Consider the following 21,624-nt stretch of genomic DNA (forward strand, 5'->3'; position numbering starts at 1 on the left):
CTCAAATGACAGACACCTTCCATAACCTTTAAGAAAGAACATGAAAAACCTGAATACATTCTCGTCAGTCACTGAAAGAGATATCGATTTCGTTTTACTAGAAGAACTTAACACCTCAGAACAATTTGCTAACTGGTTGGTTACTCGAGTTACGGGTATCCCAAGCCAGAACCGGCCTATCGGTGCTTGGCATTCAGTGACTGACAACGTACTTGGTGAGTCCGATCTCGTTTTTATCTATGAGTCTGATGATTCATCCCATCAAGCTGTGTTGATCGAGAATAAAGTGGATGCACCCGCTCAGCCCAAACAAGCGGCTCGATATGAACAACGTGGAAAGGAAGGAGTTGAGAACGGTGATTGGGTAGACTTTTCGACCTGCTTAGTTGCCCCTCAGAAGTACTTAACGGCAACCTCAGAAATCTATCAAAGCCATATCTCCTATGAAGAGATAATGGCTTACTTCGCCTCTGGAAGTAATACACGAGGCATGTATAAAGCGAAGCTGATTAAGAGTGCTATCGATAAACAACGTAGAGGTTACAAGTCGACAGTTAGCAATGAGATGACCAACTTTGCTGAGCGTTATTTAGAGTATGTACAAAAGCACCATCCACAATTAAACCCTGAAAAAGCAAAACCAAGAGCAGCGGGTAATACTTGGATTCGCTTCTACCCAATTCCAAACGACAAAATGACGCAAATCGTACATCAGATTTATGGCAATGTTGTCAAGATCATGCTGTTTAATCAGGCCGCCAAATTTGACTTTATATCTGAACAAATAGCGCCGAATATCGATGACAACGTATCCATGTATATTTCAGGTAAGTCGGTCATTATAGAGGCTGGAGTACCAGATATTGATCCTATTGCTCAACAATTTGATGATGTCATTTTTGAAATCAAAGAAGCGATTGAAATAGCTCTTAGGTTAAAGCGAATATTGCTAGCTATTAAAAACTAAGATTTAGGGTCGATGCGAGGTTCTAATCTTCTGAGATAGGGCGGCGGCTTGTGGTGAAAGTCCTGGCAGTTCCATTGATTAAGATTTTTTACAAGTTATTAACCCGAAACAAAACCTGAAGTTTTCCGCTTCTACGCTCAATTCATAGCTTGTAGAGATTAACCAAAGTTGATTGAGAACAAGTAACAGTCTCTTTGTCGAATGAAAAACGAATAATGGCCGACTGTTGTCGGCCATTATTCGTTTTAATGAGGGTAGAGCGTTACGCTTGTTGGGTTTCTAGCTCTTCATCTTTTACGGTTTGCTTCATTAAGCGGCTGGTAATGGTGCCGGCAGTCATTGCGCCTGAAACGTTTAGTGCGGTACGTGCCATATCGATAAGTGGTTCGATAGAGATTAATAGCGCAGCAATCGTAACAGGTAAGCCCATTGCTGGTAGCACGATAAGAGCTGCAAACGTCGCGCCGCCACCTACACCTGCGATACCAAATGAACTAATCACAATAATGGCAATCAAAGAAAGAATGAAGTTGATGTCCATTGGGTCGATGCCAACACTTGGCGCGACCATGACTGCTAGCATCGCAGGGTAGATACCTGCACAACCATTCTGGCCGATAGTGGCACCAAACGAAGCTGATAGGTTAGCAATTGCTGGTGGAACGCGTAGCTTGTTGATTTGTGCTTCAACGTTTAAAGGAATCGTTGCCGCTGAGCTACGTGAAGTAAAGGCGAAAGTCAGTACTGGCCAAATCTTCTGGAAGTACTCTTTAGGGCTCACGCCGACAAAAGAGACTAGCACACCGTGGACAACGAACATCAGCGCAATTGCTACATAAGAAGCGACAATGAAGCCTAACAGGTTAAGAATATCGGAGGCACTTGAGGTCGCAACCACTTTTGCCATTAGTGCAGCGATACCATAAGGCGTAAGTGCCATGATCATCTTAACTAAGCGCATAACAATAGATTGAGCCGCTTCGACAAACGTGCGAATTGGTGTCTCTAACTCTTGCTTCTCAGCCATTACTTTACGCGCTGCAATACCAGTGAGCACGCCAAAGATAACCACTGCGATGATCGAAGTAGAACGAGCACCAGTCAGGTCGGCAAAGGGGTTGGTTGGAATAAAGCTAACCAGCATTTGTGGGATGGTGAGATCACTCACGCGATCGGCACGCGTTTCTAGGGCGGCGATACGTGCTGTTTCACGAGCACCTTCTGTTAAACCTTCTGCACTTAGACCAAATGCTTGAGTGACAACGATACCGATCAAAGCGGATATAGCCGTTGTTGCCAGCAATACTGAAATAGTTAAGCCCGAGATCTTACCCAGAGCGCCGCCTTTTTCTAGCTTAACGACCGCGGCGATCATCGACACTAATACTAATGGCATGATGATCATTTTCAACAGGCCAACATAGCCTCGACCGACCACATTTACCCATTCTAGCGTTTGAGCGATAACGGGATTGCCTTCACCGAAGATGAGTTGAAGCGCTAAACCGAAAGCACTACCAAAGACGAGACCAAGTAAGACGAGACGCGATAAAGTGTTCTCTTTTTTCTGCTGTCCGTAGAGGAAAAAGAGAATGCCAACAAATACCGCTAGCGAAGCGATAACCACTACTGACATATTTACATATCCTTTAGTTTTTAATGATGATATTGATAGAATTAATATCTTATGGAATTTGATTCGGTATGAAGGGTAATGATTTGAAATACTCAATTGAAGTTACAAAAGGGTATTAAATATAGCTAACGGTTATTAACATTTGCTAACAGTGTGGAAGGTGTTCACATAACGGTGAAATTGAGCGGTTTATTGATACTTTTTAAGCACTTTTCGCATCGCAACGCTATCGGCCGTTTCTCGTTTTTTATTGGAATGGGAAAAAAGTAGATACTGCATCGCCAATGATACGTCAGAGGCTTCAATCGGAATTAGCTTGGCAAGTGGACCAATCATTAGTGGCTGACAAACCTTCAGCATGGTTTGGGTGACGACTTCGTCTTTACGTGGCTGCTCACGTAACCCTTTTAAAGGACCTGGGCGAACGAAGACGACACGATCAAAGCCCATTCGTTCAATGGTTAGCTCCATGCGTCCTTTGCATCGTAGGTAGTGGGAAAATGAACGGGCAGATGCCCCGTAACTTGAGACGACGGCTAACTGCTTGACACCGAGTAGCTTCATTTCTTGAGCAACATCGCACACCAGTTGATAGTCAACGCTTTCTAATGCTTGTTTGGAGCCAGCTTGTTTAAGTGTTGTACCTAGGCAAATGAAACCAAACTTCGGTCGTGGTTTTTCTTCATCCCATTCTTGGATACGTAGCTCCGGGTGCTGGATCTCTTCAAGCTTGGAGTGGAAGAAGGGAAGCTTACGGCGAGTAAGGGCATAGATGCGCTCAATGGGCTCACGTTCCAACATCTGCTTAATCAGCTCGTTGCCGATCAGACCTGTGCTGCCTGCTGTGATGACAGTGATGTTGTTTGAATTATCCAAGATGAACAAGCCTATTTGCAAAGTACACATTCGACGAATGGTTGAGCATCTTACAATCAAGCTGGAAAGTCTGTGATCTGAAACAAGATTGAAACACCTAGAATGAAACTTAGACCGCAGATTTGAGTAGGGAAGCTTATTGGGTCAATTAGACCTCGCGCTGGGCGAGGTCTGATCTGCGGGTTATGTTAATGATAGAGGGACTTTCTTTTGGTTGCGTTGCTGTGGTTTGTTCTGTTTTTGTTTTTTCGAATGTTGATTGGCAATCATAAAACCTCCTTGCACTATCAATCGGGAGAAAACAATGTCACGACGAAATGTAATGCACAGTTTGTGCCGTTATAAACGTTCTCCCTAACCTAAAAGATAGGCGTATTTGGCGAAAAATTTCAGTTTTGTGGTCAAATTCGGAATCGTTTTGCAAATTGGCGAGGTCAATGAACCATGGATAAAGCGTGTTAACTGTTTGATTTCAAGTTACACTCAAGCCAATAGGAACCGCTCAGAAAGGAAAAGGGATGAACATCGAGCTCAGCACGCTGGCCCCCACCCAAATTTATCATTTGATGACACAAACCGTCATTCCAAGACCTATCGCTTGGGTATTGACCGATTCAGAACAAGACAACTACAACCTTGCGCCATTTTCTTACTTTACGGCCGTTTCAAGTAACCCGCCTTTGTTGATGTTTTCTGTGGGTAAAAAGCCTTCAGGAGAGGTGAAAGACACAACACGGAATGTCTTAGAAACCGGAAAAATGGTTATTCATATCGCTCATCATGATTCTGCTAATGATGTGACTCAAACTGCTGCAACGCTTGAACATGGTGAGTCTGAAATTGAAGCAACGGGGGTAGAGTTGACGGATTTTGATGGCTTCGATTTACCGAGGGTTAAAGACTGTCCTATTGCTTTTGCGTGCAAACTGTATGAAGTGAAAGAGATTGGTGAAACACCACAAAGCCTTATCTTCGCCGAAATTGAAAAAGTATATATTGCGCCAGAGGTTATCGGCGAGCGCAGCGACCGCTTAGTGGTTGATGCACTTAAAGTGAACCCTCTCTCGCGTTTAGGTGGTAGCCAATATGCCACGCTTAATAACGTCTTCTCTGTCGCTCGACCTAAATAGATTAATGCCATGCTAGACCAAACTCATTCAGATGCTATCTGGCATCGTATTAACCAAAAAACCAAACCACTCGGCGCATTGGGTCAATTAGAAGACCTTGCCCATCAAATCGCATTGATTCAGAGTCAGGCTAGAAGTGACGTCGTCACCGCTATTGAAGTGACTAAGCCGACCGCGATTGTTTTTGCTGGAGATCATGGCATTGCCGACGAAGGCATCAGTATTGCACCGAGTGCAGTCACCCAACAGATGGTGCTTAATTTTCTAGCGGGTGGTGCAGCAATTAACTGTTTTTGCCGAACCAACAAAGTAGAGCTGGTAGTGGTGGATACCGGAATCCTGTTACCGGTTGAGCATGAATCCAGTGCGTTTATTGTTCAGCGACTCGGTGAGCGTACCAATAACTTTTCACGTCAAGCAGCGATGAGCCTTGAAACGGCGCAGCATGGCATTGATTTGGGTAAACAGTTAATAACCAATATCATCGATTCTGGTTCAAACCTAGTGATGTTTGGTGAAATGGGTATTGGCAATACCAGTAGTGCCGCCGCCATTCTAAGCGCTCTGAGTGGTAAAAATGTCGAAGAGTGTGTCGGTCGCGGAACAGGCATCACCGACGAACAGCTAGCGAAGAAAATCGAATTGGTTGAAAAGGGTGTCTCGCGCTGTAAAGGTTTGGGCATTATCGAAGTGCTGGCTGAAGTAGGTGGTTTTGAAATTGTTCAGATGGTAGGCGGTTTCCTCGCCGCAGCAGAACGCCAAATACCAGTCATTGTCGATGGCTTCATTGTTTCAGCCGCTGCTTATGCCGCATCACTGATTAATCCAAACTGCCGCGATGTCATGATTTTCGCTCATCAATCGCATGAAGCGGGGCATCAACACTTATTGGCTGAACTCGACGCCAAACCTTTATTGGATCTTTCGCTTCGATTAGGTGAAGGAACAGGGGCAGTGCTTGCGATGCCGTTAGTTTATGCTGCGACTGAGTTTTATAACCATATGGCAAGCTTTGAAGAAGCAGGAGTCGTGGTCGACTGATGCCTTCACTCAAGAATCAATATCAGTTATTCATGCTTGCATTGGGGTTCTTTTCTCGAATCCCAATGCCGGAAAATATCCCCTACAGCGAAGAGCGAATGAACCAAGCAGGGCGATACTTCGCTTTGGTCGGTTTATTATTGGGAAGCCTGTGCGCAGCGGTGCTGTGGAGCGCTCAACTGCTTTTCCCTGCGAGCGTCTCTATCTTCATAATGATGGTGTTTAGCCTATTGCTAACAGGGGCTTTCCATGAAGATGGATTAACTGATATGGCAGACGGCATCGGTGGAGGCATGACGATTGAGCGCCGCCTTACCATTATGAAAGATAGCCGTATCGGCACCTACGGGGCTAGCGCCTTGGTCATGGTACTGCTTGGTAAGTTTGTTTTATTGTCTGAGCTGATCCAGTTTGAGTCGATCTTATTGTTTGTGGTGGTCGCATATACTTTAAGCCGAGCCGTCGCTGCGTCGCTTATCTACGATATGCCCTATGTGAGTGACACAGACACCAGTAAGAGTAAACCTTTGGCGCAAAAACAGTCACGAGTAGAGTTATGGGTGCTGCTGACGACAGGTCTACTGCCATGTTTGATGCTTGGTTTAAGCACATCGGTCTGGCTAGTGGCTGTGGTATTAACATTTAGAGTACTGATTAAGCGTTGGTTAACAGCACGTATCGGCGGGTTTACTGGTGATTGCTTAGGTGCGGCTCAGCAAATTGGCGAGTTGCTTATTTATCTCACCTTGATTGCGATACAGGTAAACAGCTAATGACGATTCATTTGGTTTTAGGCGGTGCCCGTTCGGGCAAATCGAGTTTTGCAGAAGCTCAGACTGACATGATGAGCGCGCATAAAACGAAACACTATGTGGCGACTGCGATTGCATTTGATGATGAGATGAAAAATCGCATTGCACATCATCAAGCTTCGCGCGGTGAAAGTTGGGTCGAGCATGAGTGTCCCGTTGATTTAGTTAAGCTCATCCCGCAGTTTAATTCTTCAGATGTGATCCTGATAGATTGTTTGACCTTATGGCTCAATAACGTCATCTACAACGAGGGTGAAACACTTACTGAAGTTGAAATTAAGCAGCGGGTAGATGCGCTTGTACTCGCTCTTCAACAGTCAAATGCAGATATACTGCTTGTCTCGAACGAAGTGGGGCTAGGGGTGATTCCTCTGGGCGAAATTTCGCGTTTATTTGTCGATCATGCAGGTTGGATGAACCAAGCGATTGCCAAGATTGCAGATAAGGTGACATTTGTTGCCGCAGGTTTACCGATGACGTTGAAAGAGACCAATGACTTTGATAAAAGCTGATGAGTGCCAACGTGACTAAAACAATCAATATCTATCTTCTTCGTCATGGAAAAACAGTCGGTGAGCCCGCACTTTATGGCCATACTGATATTGAGGTTGCACCTGAGAGACAAGCAGAAATTTGCAGCCGTTTACTCGAAGAAGGGCTCGGCTTTTCGGCTGTTCAAACTTCTCCACTCAAACGTTGCAGCGACCTAGCGAAGCTTATCCATGTTCAAAAGCCTGAATTGGAACTTGTTGTTAAGTCTGATTGGAAAGAGACCTACTTTGGCGAATTAGATGGTGTCCCTTTTGAACAGGCGAAGTCGTCATGGGATCTATTGGATGCATTTTGGCAAGACCCAAAACAAAACCCGTTGCCAAAGGCTGAACCGCTTGGCGACTTTTACCTCAGAATTTCAGCATCTTGGGACGCATTTGCAAAAACTGTCGACAATGACACATTAATCGTCTGTCATGGCGGTACGATTAGAATGATTCTTGCAAAGATACTCCAGTTAGATTGGAGCAATGCCGCTCTCTACTCGACGTTAAACATTGCTCATCAATCTTTAACTCACATACAAATTACCAAAGCAGACCAAGACTACTTTCGCGTCTGCATGATAGGGAAACCGTTAATCGGATAGCTAAGGAAATAACATGACCGCACCTAGCTGGAATTTATCCATCGCTTATCAAAATCTTAATGACCCAAAAATCGAACAAGATATCGAATTGATCAAACAGTGTATTCAAGCTCTTGGAGCGCACGTAGACAATCGTGAATCGGTATCTGTGACACAAAATGCCATTCAAACCAGTGAAGCAGCAGGCAAGCTACTGTCGACAATCAATACTTTTGCTCAGTGTCATGCCTCTATTGATGCGACTGACGCTCTGGCAAAAGGGTTAGTGGGCAGAGTGGCAAAACTAAGCTCTGAGCTATCTCAAGCATTTGCCCCTTACGAAGATACGCTGACCAACGCCCCAGATAACTTCATTGATGATGTTCTAAGTCATGAAAGCCCAGATGTTGCTGGTCAGGCATTTCAGATTGATTGTACTCGTAAGCTCGCTGCTACCAAGCTTAGTGTGGCTGAAGAGCAATTGCTTACTGCCATGGAAGTCGATGGGCGTGATGCTTGGGGCAGACTGTACGACAACATCACCGGGTCGTTGCAAGTCACGCTCGCAGATGGGCAAGAAAGCAAAGTCGGTTTCTCGCAAGCCGCCAGTATCTTGTATGGAACTGACTTTGAACAGCAAGAGCCAGCTTGGCGTGGTATCCAATCGGCGATGAAAGACAACCAAGAGTCATTCGCGGCAATATTAAATGCTCTGGCAGGTTGGCGACTCACTGAATACCAAAAACGTTCGACCAAACAAGACGTCCATTTCTTAGACCCAAGTTTGCATGGTAGCCGAATTCAAGCGGCGACGCTGGACGCTATGATGTCGACTGCAAAAGACAATCGCGGAATTGGACAAAAAGCAGGGCAGTTGATGGCGCGAGTTCACGGGCTGCAACAGATGCGCCCTTGGAATCACCTTGCTGGAATGCCGAGCTTAACTGAGGCAGAACCAACGGTTTACAGTTTTGACCAAGCGATTGAGATCATTCGAGCTGCTTTTGCGCAAGTGGATGCCGAGATGGCAGACTTTGTCGATTTAATGATTGAAAACGGTTGGATTGATGCTGAGCCAACAGAGAACCGACGTTTAGGCGCTTACTGCACCAAATTCGCTGCGACACGCACACCTCTGGTGTTTATGACTTGGGGTGGCAGTCGCTCAGATCTTCTTACACTTGCACATGAACTCGGCCATGCATTCCACAACTGGGTTATGCGCGATATGCCTCTTTGCCAGACTCGCTACCCAATGACGTTAGCAGAGACGGCGTCTATTTTTGCTGAGAACGTAGTTCGCGACTACTTGTTAGAACAAGTGGCAAATCGCGAAGAAAAGTTAGAAATGCTGTGGGAAGAGCTTTCAAGTTGTTATGCACTAATGGTGAATATTCCAGTCCGCTTCGAGTTTGAAAAACGTTTCTATGAGCAGCGCAATGAAGGTGAACTGACCGCATCGCAGTTGTGTGAACTGATGAGTGAAACGTGGAGCGAATGGTATGGCGACTCCATGTCAGAGCCAGATCCATACTTCTGGGCAAGCAAGCTGCACTTTTCTATCTCTGAGGTGAGCTTCTATAACTATCCATACTTGTTCGGCTACTTATTTAGTATCGGCGTCTATGCCCAGCGTGAAAGCAGAGGTGAGCGCTTTTACAGCGACTACGTTAACCTGTTGCGAGACACGGGTTCTATGATGGCTGAAGAGGTGGTCGATAAGCATCTTGGGATGGATTTATCGCAAGCGGATTTCTGGCAACAGAGCATCGATCGAGTAAAAGCGAAGATTGATGAGTTTGAATTGTTGCTAGATCAAAAATAAACAGCTTAAAATCATGATATTATCAATTAGCCGGGCGGAAGCTCGGCTAATTTGTACAGCGAGAGCCTTCTTTTCCTCCCCTTAGTGAGGAATTTGATAAATTACGATGAGGCACAGGATTTGTGTCAATAAGTGGGATCGCTCCTACATAATTTGTCTGAACAATTCATTAACATACCCGCTGTGCAATAAAGGAGTAGCGCATGACGAAAACCCTCTTTCGCCAATCTTTTCTTTTTGACAGCTTAGACTTAGAACAAGAGATGCCAGCAAATGAGATGACAGTTGCTGGTGGAGTTGTCTTTAAATTACATCAACGTGGTGTGCTGGAGGTGATTCCAGCGAATCTTTCTGAAGAGAGTAAGCACATCATTATTTCGTGTGGTATTCATGGCGATGAAACCGCACCGATGGAAATTGTCGATAAAATCATTACAGACATTCAAACTGGTTTTCAGCCCGTTACTGAACGGCTGCTGTTTATCAACGCTCACCCAGAAGCGACTAATGCTCATACACGATTTATCGAAATGAATCTAAATCGTCTATTTGATGATAAAGAGTATGAACCATCAAAAGAGCTTGAAATCGCGAAGGAGCTTAAGCGAGTAGTCACCGAGTTTTATCAAGATACGCCGCAAGATAAACGTTGGCACTTGGACTTACATTGTGCGATTCGTTTATCGAAGCATTACTCATTTGTCGTTAGTCCTAAAGTTCGCCACCCAGTTCGTAGCGAAGCCTTGATGGAGTTTGTCTCTAGTGCGCATTTAGAAGCAGTGATGTTCTCTAACGCGCCTTCAAGTACCTTTAGTTGGTTCAGTGCTGAGAACTTTGGTGCTCAAGCTCTGACGGTGGAACTAGGTCGAGTGGCTAAAATTGGCGAAAATGAGTTAGATAAACTCGTCGCGTTTGATTTAGCGTTACGCGACCTCGTCTCAAGCAGCGAATCTGAGCATTTGCCACGTAAACCGATCATGTATCGTGTCAGCCGCACTATCGTGCGAATTCATGATGATTTTGATTTCCTCTTTGACGATAACGTCGAAAACTTTACCGCATTTAAGCATGGCGAAGTGTTTGGTCATGATGGGGATAAACCATTAATGGCGAAAAATGAAGGAGAGGCGATTGTCTTTCCAAACCGACATGTTGCAATTGGTCAACGTGCCGCATTGATGGTCTGTCCGGTGAAAACTCGCTATGAAGAAGGGCAGATAGTATACGACTAATCAACTATTATGTTTGATGTGCTTTCTATTTTAATGGCTTAACGGTATCGTTAAGCCATTATTTTTTAGGGTTTACCCGGCTATTTAGCGACAACATGGAATTTACTCAGCTCTTGGATCGTAGGCGTCAAAGGTGGATGCGCTTTGGCCTACTGTTTATCGTTTCTTTATTACTCATCAGCAGCTTGTATTTGGTTGTTGGCGAGGTGTTCATTTCTCCCTTTCAAGAGCTCTCTTCTCTTCAGGAGCAATTAATTCTTCAGCTTCGTCTACCGAGGTTGTTTGCCGCAATTGCTGTGGGTGCGGCTTTGGCCGTTTCTGGGGCAGTACTTCAAGTATTATTGGGCAATGTGCTTGCCGAACCAGGCGTGTTAGGTATCTCCGGTGGCGCCAGTGTGCTTATGGTGTTGGTGCTGTTCTTTATCCCCGCCTTGGCTACTCCAGTTGGCTTTATGCTTGCTGCCGTTGTGGGGGCGTTAGCGTTTACGCTGCTTTTAGTCTTTGTAGCCAAGAGTATGCGTTTAACCACAACACGACTTCTTCTGGTTGGCGTAGCATTAGGCATACTTTCTGGCGCAGTGGTCACATGGGCATTTTATTTCAGTGATGATCTCAGTCTGCGCCAGCTCATGTATTGGCTAATGGGCAGTATCGGCGCTGCGAGTTGGTATCACCACGTGCTAACGCTGATTTTAGTTCCTGTACTTGTCTGGCTGTGTTGTAAAGGCACACTGTTAGATAAGCTAATGATGGGAGAACAGCATGCTAAGCAACTTGGCATTGATGTCGATGAAGCGCGTTGGAAGCTGATTTTCGCTGTGTCTATCTTAGTCGGCGGAGCGGTAGCACTGGGCGGAGTCATCGGCTTTGTTGGTCTGGTTGTCCCTCATCTACTTAGGCTCGCATTTGGCAGTGAAAACCGTTATCTGTTGCCTATTTCTGCCCTAGCAGGGGCAACCTTGGTGGTGTTTGCCGACCTTATTGCCCGAACGGCGCTCAACTCTGCCGAGTTACCATTAGGGGTCGTGACAACGTCAATAGGTGCCCCTATCTTTATTTGGATGCTGGTAAGTAATCATGATTCACGTTAATAGCCTTTCTGTTGGTTCGCGACTGCTACCACTGTCCTTTGAGGTGATGCCGGGAGAGATCCTACATGTGATCGGCCCTAACGGTAGTGGTAAAAGCACTTTGCTTTCTGCCGTCGCGGGGTTATTGGATTTTGAAGGCGAGGCGAAGATCTTCGACCAAAAGGTAAAAGGAGCCTCTATTGAAGCCTTATCAAGCACTCGGGCATTTTTGGCGCAAAGTGACCGACCTGCATTCAACCTTGATGTGGTGCATTACCTATCTTTGTCGTTACCAGCGCTAGTATCGTCTGATTCTTGTCAGTTAACAGCTGTGATTGAAGAGCTTGCGACTTTATTAGAGATTGATGACAAGCTAAATAGATCGATACATCATTTGTCTGGTGGTGAATGGCAAAGAGTCAGGCTTTGTGCGATCTGTTTGCAGATCTGGCCAACATTAAACCCCCACGCAAAATTACTGATTCTCGACGAGCCCGCCGCCCCCCTCGATATTGGTCAAGAAACGCTTCTGTATAAACTGATACAGCGTGTCGCAGAAATGGGTATTACTGTGCTTATGTCTAATCACGATCTCAATCGTACACTTAAGTATGCGGATAAAGCACTGTTGTTGGAGAAAGGGGTGCTGCAAAATGTTGGCGCGGTAGATGAGGTGTTATCTGTCTCTGAGTTGTCGCGAGTATTTAGAACTGAGGTCAAGCGTGTAGTTGTCGAAGGTTCTCCCATCCTTTTGTTTGATTAAGCTTTTAAGATCAACTGCTTTTAGTTACCACTAAAGGGTTATCTTTGGTGCGCCTTGCACTTAAATCGATCGTGTCTACACGCAGTGCGTGACGGTGGATTTTTAATTGTGTTTAAAATCAAAGAGTTAAGGTTTTTACAAAATTGGCACACTATTGGCAACACTAAGAACGATACATTCTCGTTCTTGTTAGGCGGATTCAAGCGGAAGTAAGTGACTGTAGGTGGGAACTTATCTGAAGTTTGATGAAGCCATGTTTTGACTATGGCAGCTTACGCCACCTAAGGGGTTACCCAAGGGTGGCGTCTTTTTATCTATTTAGTCAGTGGTGCTAAATCCGCAGGGCGGTAGTAAACAGATTTCAGTACTTTGCCTTGGCGAATTGTCTTGCCTTCTGAAACAAAGTCTTCAGCACATTTTGCGATGATGTAATCACCTTTTTGTACCGCCATCAGCTTGATGCCTTGTTCTGCATAATGCGCTTCGGTTTCCGCGTACTCTTTTTCGTTGCGGCATACTTTACTCATATTACTTGAATGCACTTCATCCCAACATGGTAAGAACTCGATTCCACGGTTTACAGCAACATTAAGCAGTAAGTCGATGAGGTAGTTGATCGCAAGGTTATCTGCAATCTTATCGTGGCCTAGGTGCACCAAACGTCCCATCAAAACATAAACGCTGTCGATAATCGCGTCCGCTTGTTCTGTTTTATTATCCGCTTCTGCGAGTTCTGTTAGCTCTTCGATAGCCAGAGAAGTATGCAGCGTGTCTGCTTTATCGTCTAAACTTTCAGGAGAAGCTACAGGTAAATCGAAAGTACTACGAAACTCAGAAATGTCGCGGTAAAGGTGATCAAAAATATCGTTGGTCAGTTTTGAAAGGTGCATATCCATTAATCCGGATGTCTTTAAGATTGAGCAATACTACCAAAGCCGCTTAGCTCTCGCCATGTAGCGATAGAAATTAATGGGCTGAACGGCAAATATTTGCTCAGCAAAATGAGAAAACAGTTGCATTCAATATTTCGCTAACTCTATCTTAAATAATAAGATTCTTTATTGGTGGAAAGTTATGGTCGCAGAGAGTGAAAGTGAGAAGGTGATACGTAGTTTGTATCAGATCACCAATGACTATCAGAAAGGGTTTGATATTCAGGTCAGCCAACTGATTATGATGGGGTTAGAGCGCTTCGACCTTGATATCGGGATTTTGTCTCACATCGAAGGCAACAAATATACCGTGCTTCACTGTGTAACTCCCGAAGGCGTAGAGCTAGCGGTGGGTGACACTTTTGAATACGACCATACCTATTGTCAAATTACCTGCAGTTCATACGGCCCCGTCATGATTGAAAATATGGGCGAAAACGATAAGTATGCGACGCACCCTGCCTATCAAGCTTTTGGTTTAGAATCCTATATTGGCGTACCGATTTTCATTGATGACGAGATTTTTGGCACGCTTAACTTCTCCTCTGCAATTCCGTATCCGCGTAAATTTAAAGATATTGATGTAGATGCGCTTAAGCTGATGGCGTCTTGGATCGAAGTAGAGCTGATTCGCAGGAAACAGGAAGAGCGTTTGCAGCAGCTGAATGCGCGTTTAGAGTATCAAGCTTATCACGATGCCCTAACGGGGGTTGCCAATCGTCGTAGTATGTTCAAAACCGTCCACCTAGACATCGAAAGAATGAAACGTGCGGGTGGCAAGGGAACACTAGCGGTAATCGATATCGACCACTTTAAGCGTGTTAACGATACCCACGGGCATCAAGTTGGTGATAATGTTCTGAAAAAAGTGGCGACAGCAATTAAAGCCCAGTTAGTAGAAAGTGATTTCATTGCGCGCTTTGGTGGCGAAGAGTTTGTTGTTTGGCTTCCAGAGCGAGAAGTTGAAGTTAGGCGTGAGTTTGTTGAGAAGATTCGAACCTGTGTCAACAGTATAGAAGTTGATGATAAGCCGATTACTGTTTCAATAGGTTCGTGCGAGTTTGATTTTGCTAATTTACAAAGTGATCAATGTGACAAAGCCACGTTGGATGAAATCATTCATGTCGCGGATGATAACCTTTATGCCGCAAAAGAAGCAGGCCGTAATAACTGTGTCCACTCGAGTTGGTGTGATTCCAGTGCCGCTCACAGTGAGGTACTCAAATAGGACACGAAAAGAAAAAGCGCCCGAGTGGCGCTTTTTAGTATGAGGCTGTTTAGCTAAACAAATAGGGGAACAGTTTTCTACGCTCATCATTAGTGAGTGACTCCACTCGGGCAATATTGGTATCTGGTATCGCCTCTGGGTTAGGGTAGTGCTTGAGGACTTTTTCCATACTCTCTTCACGTATAAGGTGAAACACCGGGTACGGTGAGCGATTGGTGAGGTTCTCATCATCTTCTGGTTCAGCACCGCCAAAACAGTAATCAGGGTGGAAAGTCGCCAACTGAAAAATACCTTCCCACTCTTGCTGTCGGATGAGTGCTTCAACCCAGTCAATAAACAAGTTGTAGTCGTAAAAGTCGCTCAACATATTGGGAACGGCAACAAGCGTCGTTTCTAGTTCTGCAGGCTCGGTTGCGTCTAGCTCCATCAGCTGGGCGAGGATATCTTCAAGTAACGCTTCTTCTTTGGTCGCTTCACTAACAAAGATTTTGATCTGCTTATTACGTTGTGGTTTTGCGGCAAAAGGGCATAGGTTAAGACCAATTACGACATCATCGAGCCATTGATTAACGGCGATTTTCACTTCTTCGACATCGGTTTGGATTGAGCTATTGGTGGTCATTTTGCTTCCAATTTTGAATTTGGCGCAAGAATAGCAGAATCTTCAAGCTGTGGCTTGTGCTCTTCCCATTTTGATAGCTTACGGCACAGAGCAAAAATAGTGGCGTAGAGTAAGGATCCCCCAGCAATAACATAGCTCCATCCGCCGTGTTGCCAACAGTAGATCAAGAAGAAACCGCCAATACTGCCCCCAACATAGTAATGAACAAGATACAGCGCGGTCGCGGTAGCTTTTGCGTGTGTGGCTTTCTGGCTGACCCAGGCGTATGCCAAGGTGTGGGTGAAAAATGCGCCGAAGCTAATGAGCAGTAATCCCATCATCATAAAGGCTAAGGAATCCACATAGGCGACAAGCATACCTAATAGACTGATGACGGTTCCTGTTACCATGCCAGAGACGCTCTGGTGTCGTTTACTCCACACTGAAGTCAGTTTAGAACTTAAGGTTCCAGAAAGGTAACAAAGGAAGATCAGTGATGCTAAACCGACCGGTAAGTTGTGCGGCGCTGCGACGAGACGGAACCCCATCACGGAATAGAGGTTAACAAACAGAGCGAAGTTTACTCCGCCAATCAACATCGCGATCCAAATTGTTTTGTTCTTTAGGTGCTTAACCACAGCGCGATTGTGATAGCGAAGCATGCCCCGCTGCGGAGTGAAATTGTTTTGCTTAGGCAAGCTAAATGCGACCACAAGTGCGCCAATCAGAGTGAATGCTGCCATGCTGATGACCGCTTGTTGCCAGCCGAACGCATCGGTTAGGGTACCACCGACAATACGCCCCGTGATGCCACCTAAAGAGTTAGCCGCAATATAGCCGCCGATGGCCTGACTGAACGCTTTGACTGATAGCTCTTCCACCATGTAGGCCACAGCAACAGACGCAAAAGCGGCTAGTGCAATGCCCATCAAAGCTCGAAGTAAAACAAGCATCACAATCGACTCGCTGATGAGCATTGCTAAACCAATAAAGGGCATAGCGATCAGGCCAAGCAGCATGACGTTTCGCCGCCCAATGGATTCCGAAGCCACCGCCCAAGGAACTAAAGAGACAGATAAGGCAAGTGTACTTGCTGCGAACACCCAGTTAACTTGTGTTTCTGTCACTTCAAAGTGCTGAGCCATGTAGGGCAGCATGGGTTGAAACAAGTAAAGATTACAGAAAACGAGAAAAGAGCCTAAAGCGAGGCTAAAGGTAACTTGCCGATATTGTTTGGTTTTTAGCTCAATCATAGGTGGCTTTGGCAGTAGAATTTAGTTATGTGAGCAAAATACCAGTCCGTTGGTGATATATAAAATATATTAAAAATATTAACCTGATATATTTTTTATATGGTGATTTGATTGGACTCGAAACATCTCAAACATTTTGTTGCGGTTGCCGACCACGAAAATTTTACTCATGCAGCAAAAGCACTACACATCGCTCAACCAGCACTGAGTATTTCAATTAAGAAGCTAGAACAGAGCTTGGGCGTAGAGCTGTTTCGACGAGAAGATAGAAAAGTCTCATTGACGGATGAAGGCACTGTTTTGTACGACCACGCAAAGCGGGTTCTTCAGCAGCTCGACGATGCACAGTTAGCCATTAATGAGTTAAAGGGTCTTGAAAAAGGAGAGGTTAGGCTCGGGGCTCCTAGCATGATGGGCTCGTACTTCTTCCCAGAAGTCTTGATGGCGTTTAAGAGCCGTTATCCAAATCTCAAGCTCACTCTTGTTGATGCGGGTACACGTTCAATTCGACAAATGCTGCTCGATGGTGAACTGGATATTGGTGTCATCAACGATGAAAATGTACCTGATGATCTGGAAACTGACCATCTATTACAGTCAGAAATGGTGGCGGTGGTGTCTAAAGAGCATGAGTTTGCTCAGCGGAAATCAATCAGCTTTGAAGAGTTTTTTGACCATGAACTGGTGATGTTCAAGCCTGGTTACTTCCATCGAGATTTTATTGAAAACCAAGCGACCCAATGCCGTAAAGAGATGAAGTTTTCGTTTGAAACTAACTTGTTGCCTATGATTTTGAGTATCGTTAAACATGAGTTTGCCATCACTGCATTACTGGAGCTAGTGACACAACATGAGAAAGAGGTTGTTGCCGTCCCTTTTAATGACCGAGTTCGGCTTGATTTGGCGCTAGCGTGGCGAAAAGATGGTTACCTATCAATAGCCGATAAAACCTTCATCGAGTTCGTGAAGCAATACGTTTAGCATTACTAAGTTTCTGCAAATATCACATTTTGCTGTTTCTCTATCGCGCTATGGCAAGAGTTGGAGTAGTTTGGATCTACTCAATAAACTTAGACTGAAGGGTAGGGAAACCATTCTATGCAAATAAGCATCAATAACCTCGACATTGAATCTGGCACGAACCAATTGGCAATTGCTCAATGGAAAATTGCTGAAGGGCAATCTTGGGGGGTATTTAGTACCGAAGGGGATATTGGTTCGGCGTTAGGGTGCTTATTCTGTGGAGAATATGAAGTCTCTTTAGAGTCGTTGGAAATGGGCTCTGGCAAGATTGCTCAAGTCTCTTTAGTTGAGCAGCAGAGACTGCTTGAAGAAGAAATTGCTAAAGATGACACCGATTTTCTAGACAAAGTCGATAAAGGCACAAGCGTATATTCACTGATTTTTGAGCAATGCCAATCTGACTCACTTACTGAGCAACTGATTGTCGATTTGGATCTGTCACACCTTGCGCAGAGTGGATTTCGAGTTCTTTCCACTGGTGAGACTCGTCGCGTCATGCTCGCCCGAGCACTCGCCACCGAGCCGGAATTGATTGTTCTTGATAACCCATTCACTGGGTTAGATATCGCTCATCGAGCTTCACTCGCCAATTATTTAACCCAACTTGCCAAATCAACTCAGATGGTAGTGACCTTCAATCGCGAGGAAGACATACCAGACTGGATTGAACAAATCGCACTGTTTAACCACGGTAAGCTTGAAAGCGTAATGGGCCGAAGTGAGTGGGAAGCTCACCCTGTTATAAGCCAGATTAAAGCTCAATCCCAACAGCAAAGTGAGCAGATGCTGGATTTAATTCACAGGTATCAACACGAACATCACTTTGACAACCCAGTATTCGAGATACGTAATGGTAAGGTCGCTTATACCGAGAAGACCATCTTTACCGACTTAAACTGGCGAATCGATAACGGCCAACATTGGCAAATCAAAGGCCCGAACGGGTGCGGAAAAAGTACTCTGTTAGGTCTAATATTCGGCGATCATCCACAATGTTATTCCAACGACATTCAAATCTTTGGGAATCAACGAGGATCAGGCGAGTCGATTTGGGAAATTAAAAAGAACATCGGTATGGTTTCTTCGGCGCTGCATCTGCAATATCGAGTGAGTTGCAAAGCTATTGAAGTTATTTTGTCAGGTTTTTACGATTCGATCGGTCTATATCAACAGCCAAGTAAAAAAGAGATTCAAGTGGCGCGAGAATGGTTGGAGATACTTCACATGAGTGAGTATGCCAACACCTCGTTCAGACAACTGGAATACGGTCAGCAGAGACTGCTTTTGATTGCCAGAGCGATTGTGAAGCAACCTGCTTTACTCATTTTGGATGAGCCATATCAAGGGCTAGATTATCTGGGCAGAAGGTTAGTTAAAAATACCTTAGAGCTGATAGCGCAAGAAAACCTTAGTCAACTGCTCTATGTGTCGCATTATCAGAAAGATAAGCTTGAGAGCATTAGGAATGAAGTTGAGTTTGTTTATGATCAGGAGGCGAGCTGCTATAAGCCTCATGTTCGCTCCAATCTTTTACTTTAACTGACTGTTATATAAGGAAGTCTAAATGCTGTTGAACCATGTTTCTGTTGGCACGTCTAATGTTAAGTTAGCCGTAGAATTTTATGACAAGGTGTTCGCTACATTGGGTATAAAAAGGGCGCATTATATCGAAGATGTTGCTGCCGCGTATGGCGACAATTTTGAATTTTGGGTTGGATTACCCAGTGAAAACAGAGCGAATGCTGGCAACGGAACACATATCGCTTTTAATGCACCTGACCAAGTGTCTGTTGACGAGTTTTATCGTGTGGCTCTGGCACAGGGCGCTAGCTGTGAAGGACAGCCGGGGTTAAGGCCAGAGTATGGTGAAAGCTACTACGCAGCGTTTGTACGTGATCTTGATGGCAACAAGATAGAGGCTGTGCATTTATAGCGTGATAACAAGGATTTGAGGGAGATTATGATTAGCTGTAACGACTACGATTATATCGAAATTGTGTGCATGTACCGTTATCCGGTAAGGCTGCATCTCAAATCTGGTGTTTACATTGAAGGTGAAGCATTAGATACGGCTCGTAACGAAGAGAAGCAAGAGTGTATCAAGGTGTGCATGAGTGGTATCGAGCACCTAGTTGTGCTCGATGATCTATCCGAGTTAGAAGTGCTCACCGATAACCCGCACTTCGTTAGTAAGCTGTTTTATTAACCCTTTGACTTGTACATTTTCTCAAAGTTACTTGCGTTCCAGCCAATCATATAGCGGTCGCCAATCTTAAGTACGGGTAGCGAACGAGCACCAATTGCGTCTAACTCTTTACGGCCACGCTGCATCTTGGCGTTGGTTAATCGGTACTGATAGCCCTTCGAGTCAAGGTAGCGCTGTGCATCTTTGCAGTGAGGGCATTTGTCTTTTACGTACAGTACAAGTCGTTTCATGGTTTGTTCCTACTCGTTTATTAGGCGCAGAGTTTAATGAAAAGGTCGTGAATGGCAAGTACGAATAGAGTAGACTTGTGCCCCTTTATTTACGCTCAACGCCATGACAGTCACTATGAATCCCGCACTTCGTTATATTCAAGGTTACCCAGAACATATCGTTACTCCCGTAACTCAAATGGTAGATTCGGGTCGTTTGGCAGCGTGGTTTGAAAAACGTTATCCAGACAACCACACCATAAAGAGTGAGAAAGCGCTGTTTGAATATACAATGGTGCTAAAGAACCGCTATATGAAGAAGACGGCGCCTTTGAGCAAAGTCATCTACGACAACAAAATTCACCTTATCAACAATGCTCTCGGGCTACATACCTATGTGGCTAAGGTTCATGGTGGCAAAATTAGATCAAAGAATGAGATTCGTATTGCCAGTGTGTTTAAGAATGCACCTGAGCCTTTGCTTCGAATGTTAGTGGTTCACGAACTTGCCCACCTAAAAGAGAAAGAGCACAACAAAGCCTTCTATCAGCTCTGCTGCCATATGGAGCCTGACTATCATCAACTTGAGTTAGATGCTCGCTTGTTTATGATCTATCTAGAAACTGCCAAACAAAAATAAAACTATGACGCGCCCAAATAAACAATTTCAATCTAAGAAAGCCGATAAAAAAGACACGCCAAATAACAGCGAGATGAAAGTCGTCACGATTAAAGGGCAGAAAGGTCTGCATCAGCGCAATTTGCACCAAGGGCGATATGACTTCGCAAAGCTGACAGCGGCTCTACCAGAGCTGAAAAAGCACGTAGTGAAGAATCCTAAAGGGGAGCCGAGCATTAACTTTTCCGATCCTTTGGCGGTTAAGCTACTCAACAAAGCATTACTTGCTTACCACTACGGAGTCACCGAGTGGGACATTCCACAAGGTTACTTGTGCCCACCTATTCCTGGGCGCGCAGACTACATTCACCGTCTCGCTGAGATATTAACCAAAGAAAGTAAAAGCTTTAAACATAACCAAGTTCGCGCGTTAGACATCGGGCTTGGGGCCAACTGCATTTACCCTATCGTTGGTGCGACTCAGTATGGCTGGCACTACGTAGGCTCTGATGTTGATTCTGTTTCAGTTGATAATTCTAATCACATTGCCCAGTCGAATAAGGTACTGAGTGGGCGCGTTGAAGCTCGATTGCAAAAAGATAGCCGTCATTTCTTCAAAGACATCATCAAACCAAACGAGTTTTATGATGTAACCACCTGTAATCCGCCGTTTCATAAGTCGCTTGAAGAAGCACAGCAGGGAACAGAGAGAAAGATCAAAAACTTATCGGCCAGTAAAAGTAAACGTGGGCAACCTACCGGACAAATGAAAGCTAAATCGTCACCTATACTTAACTTTGGTGGTCAAAAAGCAGAGCTCTGGTGTCCAGGTGGTGAGGCGGCATTTGTAAAAAACATGGCATTTGAAAGCCGTGATTTTGCGCAGCAGGTACTGTGGTTCTCTACGCTTATCTCCAAAAAAGAGAATGTGCGATGGATGCGAAAAAACCTCGAAAAAGCGGGTGCTAAAGAGGTGAAAGTGGTTGAAATGAGCCAAGGACAAAAAGTAAGTCGCTTTATCGCTTGGACATTCAAAACAGAAGTTGAACGCCAAAAGTGGCTGAAACTTAAGAGTTAACCT

At 44.9% G+C, this 21,624-nt stretch carries 23 protein-coding genes; 17 read left to right on the forward strand and 6 right to left on the reverse strand.

What is annotated here, in order from left to right; all coding sequences use genetic code 11:
- Window positions 1–40: 40 nt before the first annotated feature.
- Window positions 41–967, forward strand: a complete 927-nt coding sequence (locus tag IX91_RS06735) for a PDDEXK-like family protein (RefSeq protein ID WP_004743057.1) — start codon at window positions 41–43, stop codon at window positions 965–967.
- Between the two features lie 262 nt (window positions 968–1,229).
- Here IX91_RS06735 and IX91_RS06740 read toward each other — a convergent pair whose 3' ends face one another.
- Window positions 1,230–2,603, reverse strand: coding sequence for an L-cystine transporter (locus tag IX91_RS06740; RefSeq protein ID WP_004743056.1), 1,374 nt, complete (start codon window positions 2,601–2,603; stop codon window positions 1,230–1,232).
- A 189-nt stretch (window positions 2,604–2,792) separates the two neighbouring features.
- Window positions 2,793–3,509 carry a Rossmann-fold NAD(P)-binding domain-containing protein gene (locus IX91_RS06745; RefSeq protein WP_004749490.1) on the reverse strand — a complete coding sequence of 239 codons (717 nt, stop codon included), beginning with the start codon at window positions 3,507–3,509 and terminating at the stop codon, window positions 2,793–2,795.
- A gap of 488 nt (window positions 3,510–3,997) precedes the next feature.
- On the opposite strand from IX91_RS06745, the gene IX91_RS06750 reads away from it, so the two are divergent.
- The 9 genes from IX91_RS06750 to btuD all read left to right on the forward strand — a co-directional run bounded on the left by IX91_RS06750 (window position 3,998) and on the right by btuD (window position 12,472).
- Window positions 3,998–4,609, forward strand: a complete 612-nt coding sequence (locus IX91_RS06750) for a flavin reductase family protein (RefSeq protein ID WP_004743544.1) — start codon at window positions 3,998–4,000, stop codon at window positions 4,607–4,609.
- A gap of 9 nt (window positions 4,610–4,618) precedes the next feature.
- On the forward strand, window positions 4,619–5,650 hold the full coding sequence (cobT, locus tag IX91_RS06755; RefSeq protein ID WP_004743542.1) for a nicotinate-nucleotide--dimethylbenzimidazole phosphoribosyltransferase: 1,032 nt from the start codon (window positions 4,619–4,621) through the stop codon (window positions 5,648–5,650).
- On the forward strand, window positions 5,650–6,423 hold the full coding sequence (locus IX91_RS06760) for an adenosylcobinamide-GDP ribazoletransferase (protein ID WP_004743541.1): 774 nt from the start codon (window positions 5,650–5,652) through the stop codon (window positions 6,421–6,423). The genes cobT and IX91_RS06760 overlap by 1 nt, the downstream gene beginning before the upstream one ends.
- A complete protein-coding gene (gene cobU, locus IX91_RS06765) occupies window positions 6,423–6,974 on the forward strand; it encodes a bifunctional adenosylcobinamide kinase/adenosylcobinamide-phosphate guanylyltransferase (RefSeq protein ID WP_004743540.1) in 552 nt (183 codons plus the stop codon). The genes IX91_RS06760 and cobU overlap by 1 nt, the downstream gene beginning before the upstream one ends.
- Window positions 6,974–7,603 carry a histidine phosphatase family protein gene (locus IX91_RS06770; RefSeq protein WP_004743539.1) on the forward strand — a complete coding sequence of 210 codons (630 nt, stop codon included), beginning with the start codon at window positions 6,974–6,976 and terminating at the stop codon, window positions 7,601–7,603. Before cobU ends, IX91_RS06770 begins: the two co-directional genes overlap by 1 nt.
- Window positions 7,604–7,616: 13 nt before the next feature.
- Window positions 7,617–9,407 carry a M3 family oligoendopeptidase gene (locus IX91_RS06775; protein ID WP_004743538.1) on the forward strand — a complete coding sequence of 597 codons (1,791 nt, stop codon included), beginning with the start codon at window positions 7,617–7,619 and terminating at the stop codon, window positions 9,405–9,407.
- A 203-nt stretch (window positions 9,408–9,610) separates the two neighbouring features.
- Window positions 9,611–10,639, forward strand: coding sequence for a succinylglutamate desuccinylase (locus tag IX91_RS06780; RefSeq protein WP_004749489.1), 1,029 nt, complete (start codon window positions 9,611–9,613; stop codon window positions 10,637–10,639).
- Between the two features lie 95 nt (window positions 10,640–10,734).
- Window positions 10,735–11,730 (forward strand): vitamin B12 ABC transporter permease BtuC, encoded by a 996-nt coding sequence (gene btuC, locus IX91_RS06785; RefSeq protein WP_038197607.1) that lies wholly within the window; start codon window positions 10,735–10,737, stop codon window positions 11,728–11,730.
- Window positions 11,717–12,472 (forward strand): vitamin B12 ABC transporter ATP-binding protein BtuD, encoded by a 756-nt coding sequence (gene btuD / locus IX91_RS06790; RefSeq protein WP_004749488.1) that lies wholly within the window; start codon window positions 11,717–11,719, stop codon window positions 12,470–12,472. The genes btuC and btuD overlap by 14 nt, the downstream gene beginning before the upstream one ends.
- Before the next feature lie 314 nt (window positions 12,473–12,786).
- Here the strand turns inward: btuD and IX91_RS06795 are convergent, their stop codons facing one another.
- Window positions 12,787–13,362, reverse strand: coding sequence for a nucleoside triphosphate pyrophosphohydrolase family protein (locus IX91_RS06795; protein WP_004743965.1), 576 nt, complete (start codon window positions 13,360–13,362; stop codon window positions 12,787–12,789).
- Between the two features lie 184 nt (window positions 13,363–13,546).
- Here IX91_RS06795 and IX91_RS06800 point away from each other — a divergent pair, with 184 nt between their 5' ends.
- Complete coding sequence (locus tag IX91_RS06800; RefSeq protein WP_004743966.1) at window positions 13,547–14,632, forward strand: sensor domain-containing diguanylate cyclase; 1,086 nt, start codon at window positions 13,547–13,549, stop codon at window positions 14,630–14,632.
- A gap of 49 nt (window positions 14,633–14,681) precedes the next feature.
- On the opposite strand, the gene IX91_RS06805 is transcribed toward IX91_RS06800, so the two are convergent.
- Both IX91_RS06805 and IX91_RS06810 read right to left on the reverse strand, forming a co-directional pair.
- Window positions 14,682–15,254, reverse strand: coding sequence for a DUF1415 domain-containing protein (locus IX91_RS06805; RefSeq protein ID WP_004749487.1), 573 nt, complete (start codon window positions 15,252–15,254; stop codon window positions 14,682–14,684).
- On the reverse strand, window positions 15,251–16,486 hold the full coding sequence (locus tag IX91_RS06810) for an MFS transporter (RefSeq protein ID WP_004743864.1): 1,236 nt from the start codon (window positions 16,484–16,486) through the stop codon (window positions 15,251–15,253). The genes IX91_RS06805 and IX91_RS06810 overlap by 4 nt, the downstream gene beginning before the upstream one ends.
- Before the next feature lie 111 nt (window positions 16,487–16,597).
- On the opposite strand from IX91_RS06810, the gene IX91_RS06815 reads away from it, so the two are divergent.
- The 4 genes from IX91_RS06815 to IX91_RS06830 all read left to right on the forward strand — a co-directional run bounded on the left by IX91_RS06815 (window position 16,598) and on the right by IX91_RS06830 (window position 19,715).
- Complete coding sequence (locus IX91_RS06815; RefSeq protein ID WP_004743865.1) at window positions 16,598–17,467, forward strand: LysR family transcriptional regulator; 870 nt, start codon at window positions 16,598–16,600, stop codon at window positions 17,465–17,467.
- A 117-nt stretch (window positions 17,468–17,584) separates the two neighbouring features.
- A complete protein-coding gene (modF, locus tag IX91_RS06820) occupies window positions 17,585–19,048 on the forward strand; it encodes a molybdate ABC transporter ATP-binding protein ModF (protein WP_004749486.1) in 1,464 nt (487 codons plus the stop codon).
- 25 nt (window positions 19,049–19,073) lie between these two features.
- Complete coding sequence (locus IX91_RS06825) at window positions 19,074–19,442, forward strand: VOC family protein (RefSeq protein ID WP_004748348.1); 369 nt, start codon at window positions 19,074–19,076, stop codon at window positions 19,440–19,442.
- Window positions 19,443–19,469: 27 nt separating this feature from the next.
- Window positions 19,470–19,715, forward strand: a complete 246-nt coding sequence (locus IX91_RS06830; RefSeq protein WP_004748349.1) for a Rho-binding antiterminator — start codon at window positions 19,470–19,472, stop codon at window positions 19,713–19,715.
- Here the strand turns inward: IX91_RS06830 and IX91_RS06835 are convergent.
- Complete coding sequence (locus tag IX91_RS06835) at window positions 19,712–19,945, reverse strand: glutaredoxin family protein (protein WP_004748350.1); 234 nt, start codon at window positions 19,943–19,945, stop codon at window positions 19,712–19,714. The two genes, IX91_RS06830 and IX91_RS06835, sit on opposite strands and share 4 nt — an antisense overlap.
- 115 nt (window positions 19,946–20,060) lie before the next feature.
- Between IX91_RS06835 and IX91_RS06840 the strand changes: the two genes are divergently transcribed.
- Both IX91_RS06840 and rlmF read left to right on the forward strand, forming a co-directional pair.
- Window positions 20,061–20,564: a M48 metallopeptidase family protein gene (locus IX91_RS06840; protein WP_004748351.1), complete on the forward strand. Its 504-nt coding sequence runs from the start codon at window positions 20,061–20,063 to the stop codon at window positions 20,562–20,564.
- 4 nt (window positions 20,565–20,568) lie between these two features.
- Complete coding sequence (gene rlmF / locus IX91_RS06845; RefSeq protein WP_004748353.1) at window positions 20,569–21,621, forward strand: 23S rRNA (adenine(1618)-N(6))-methyltransferase RlmF; 1,053 nt, start codon at window positions 20,569–20,571, stop codon at window positions 21,619–21,621.
- Window positions 21,622–21,624: the final 3 nt, after the last annotated feature.

Source organism: Vibrio tubiashii ATCC 19109, from assembly GCF_000772105.1.
Classification (GTDB): domain Bacteria; phylum Pseudomonadota; class Gammaproteobacteria; order Enterobacterales; family Vibrionaceae; genus Vibrio; species Vibrio tubiashii.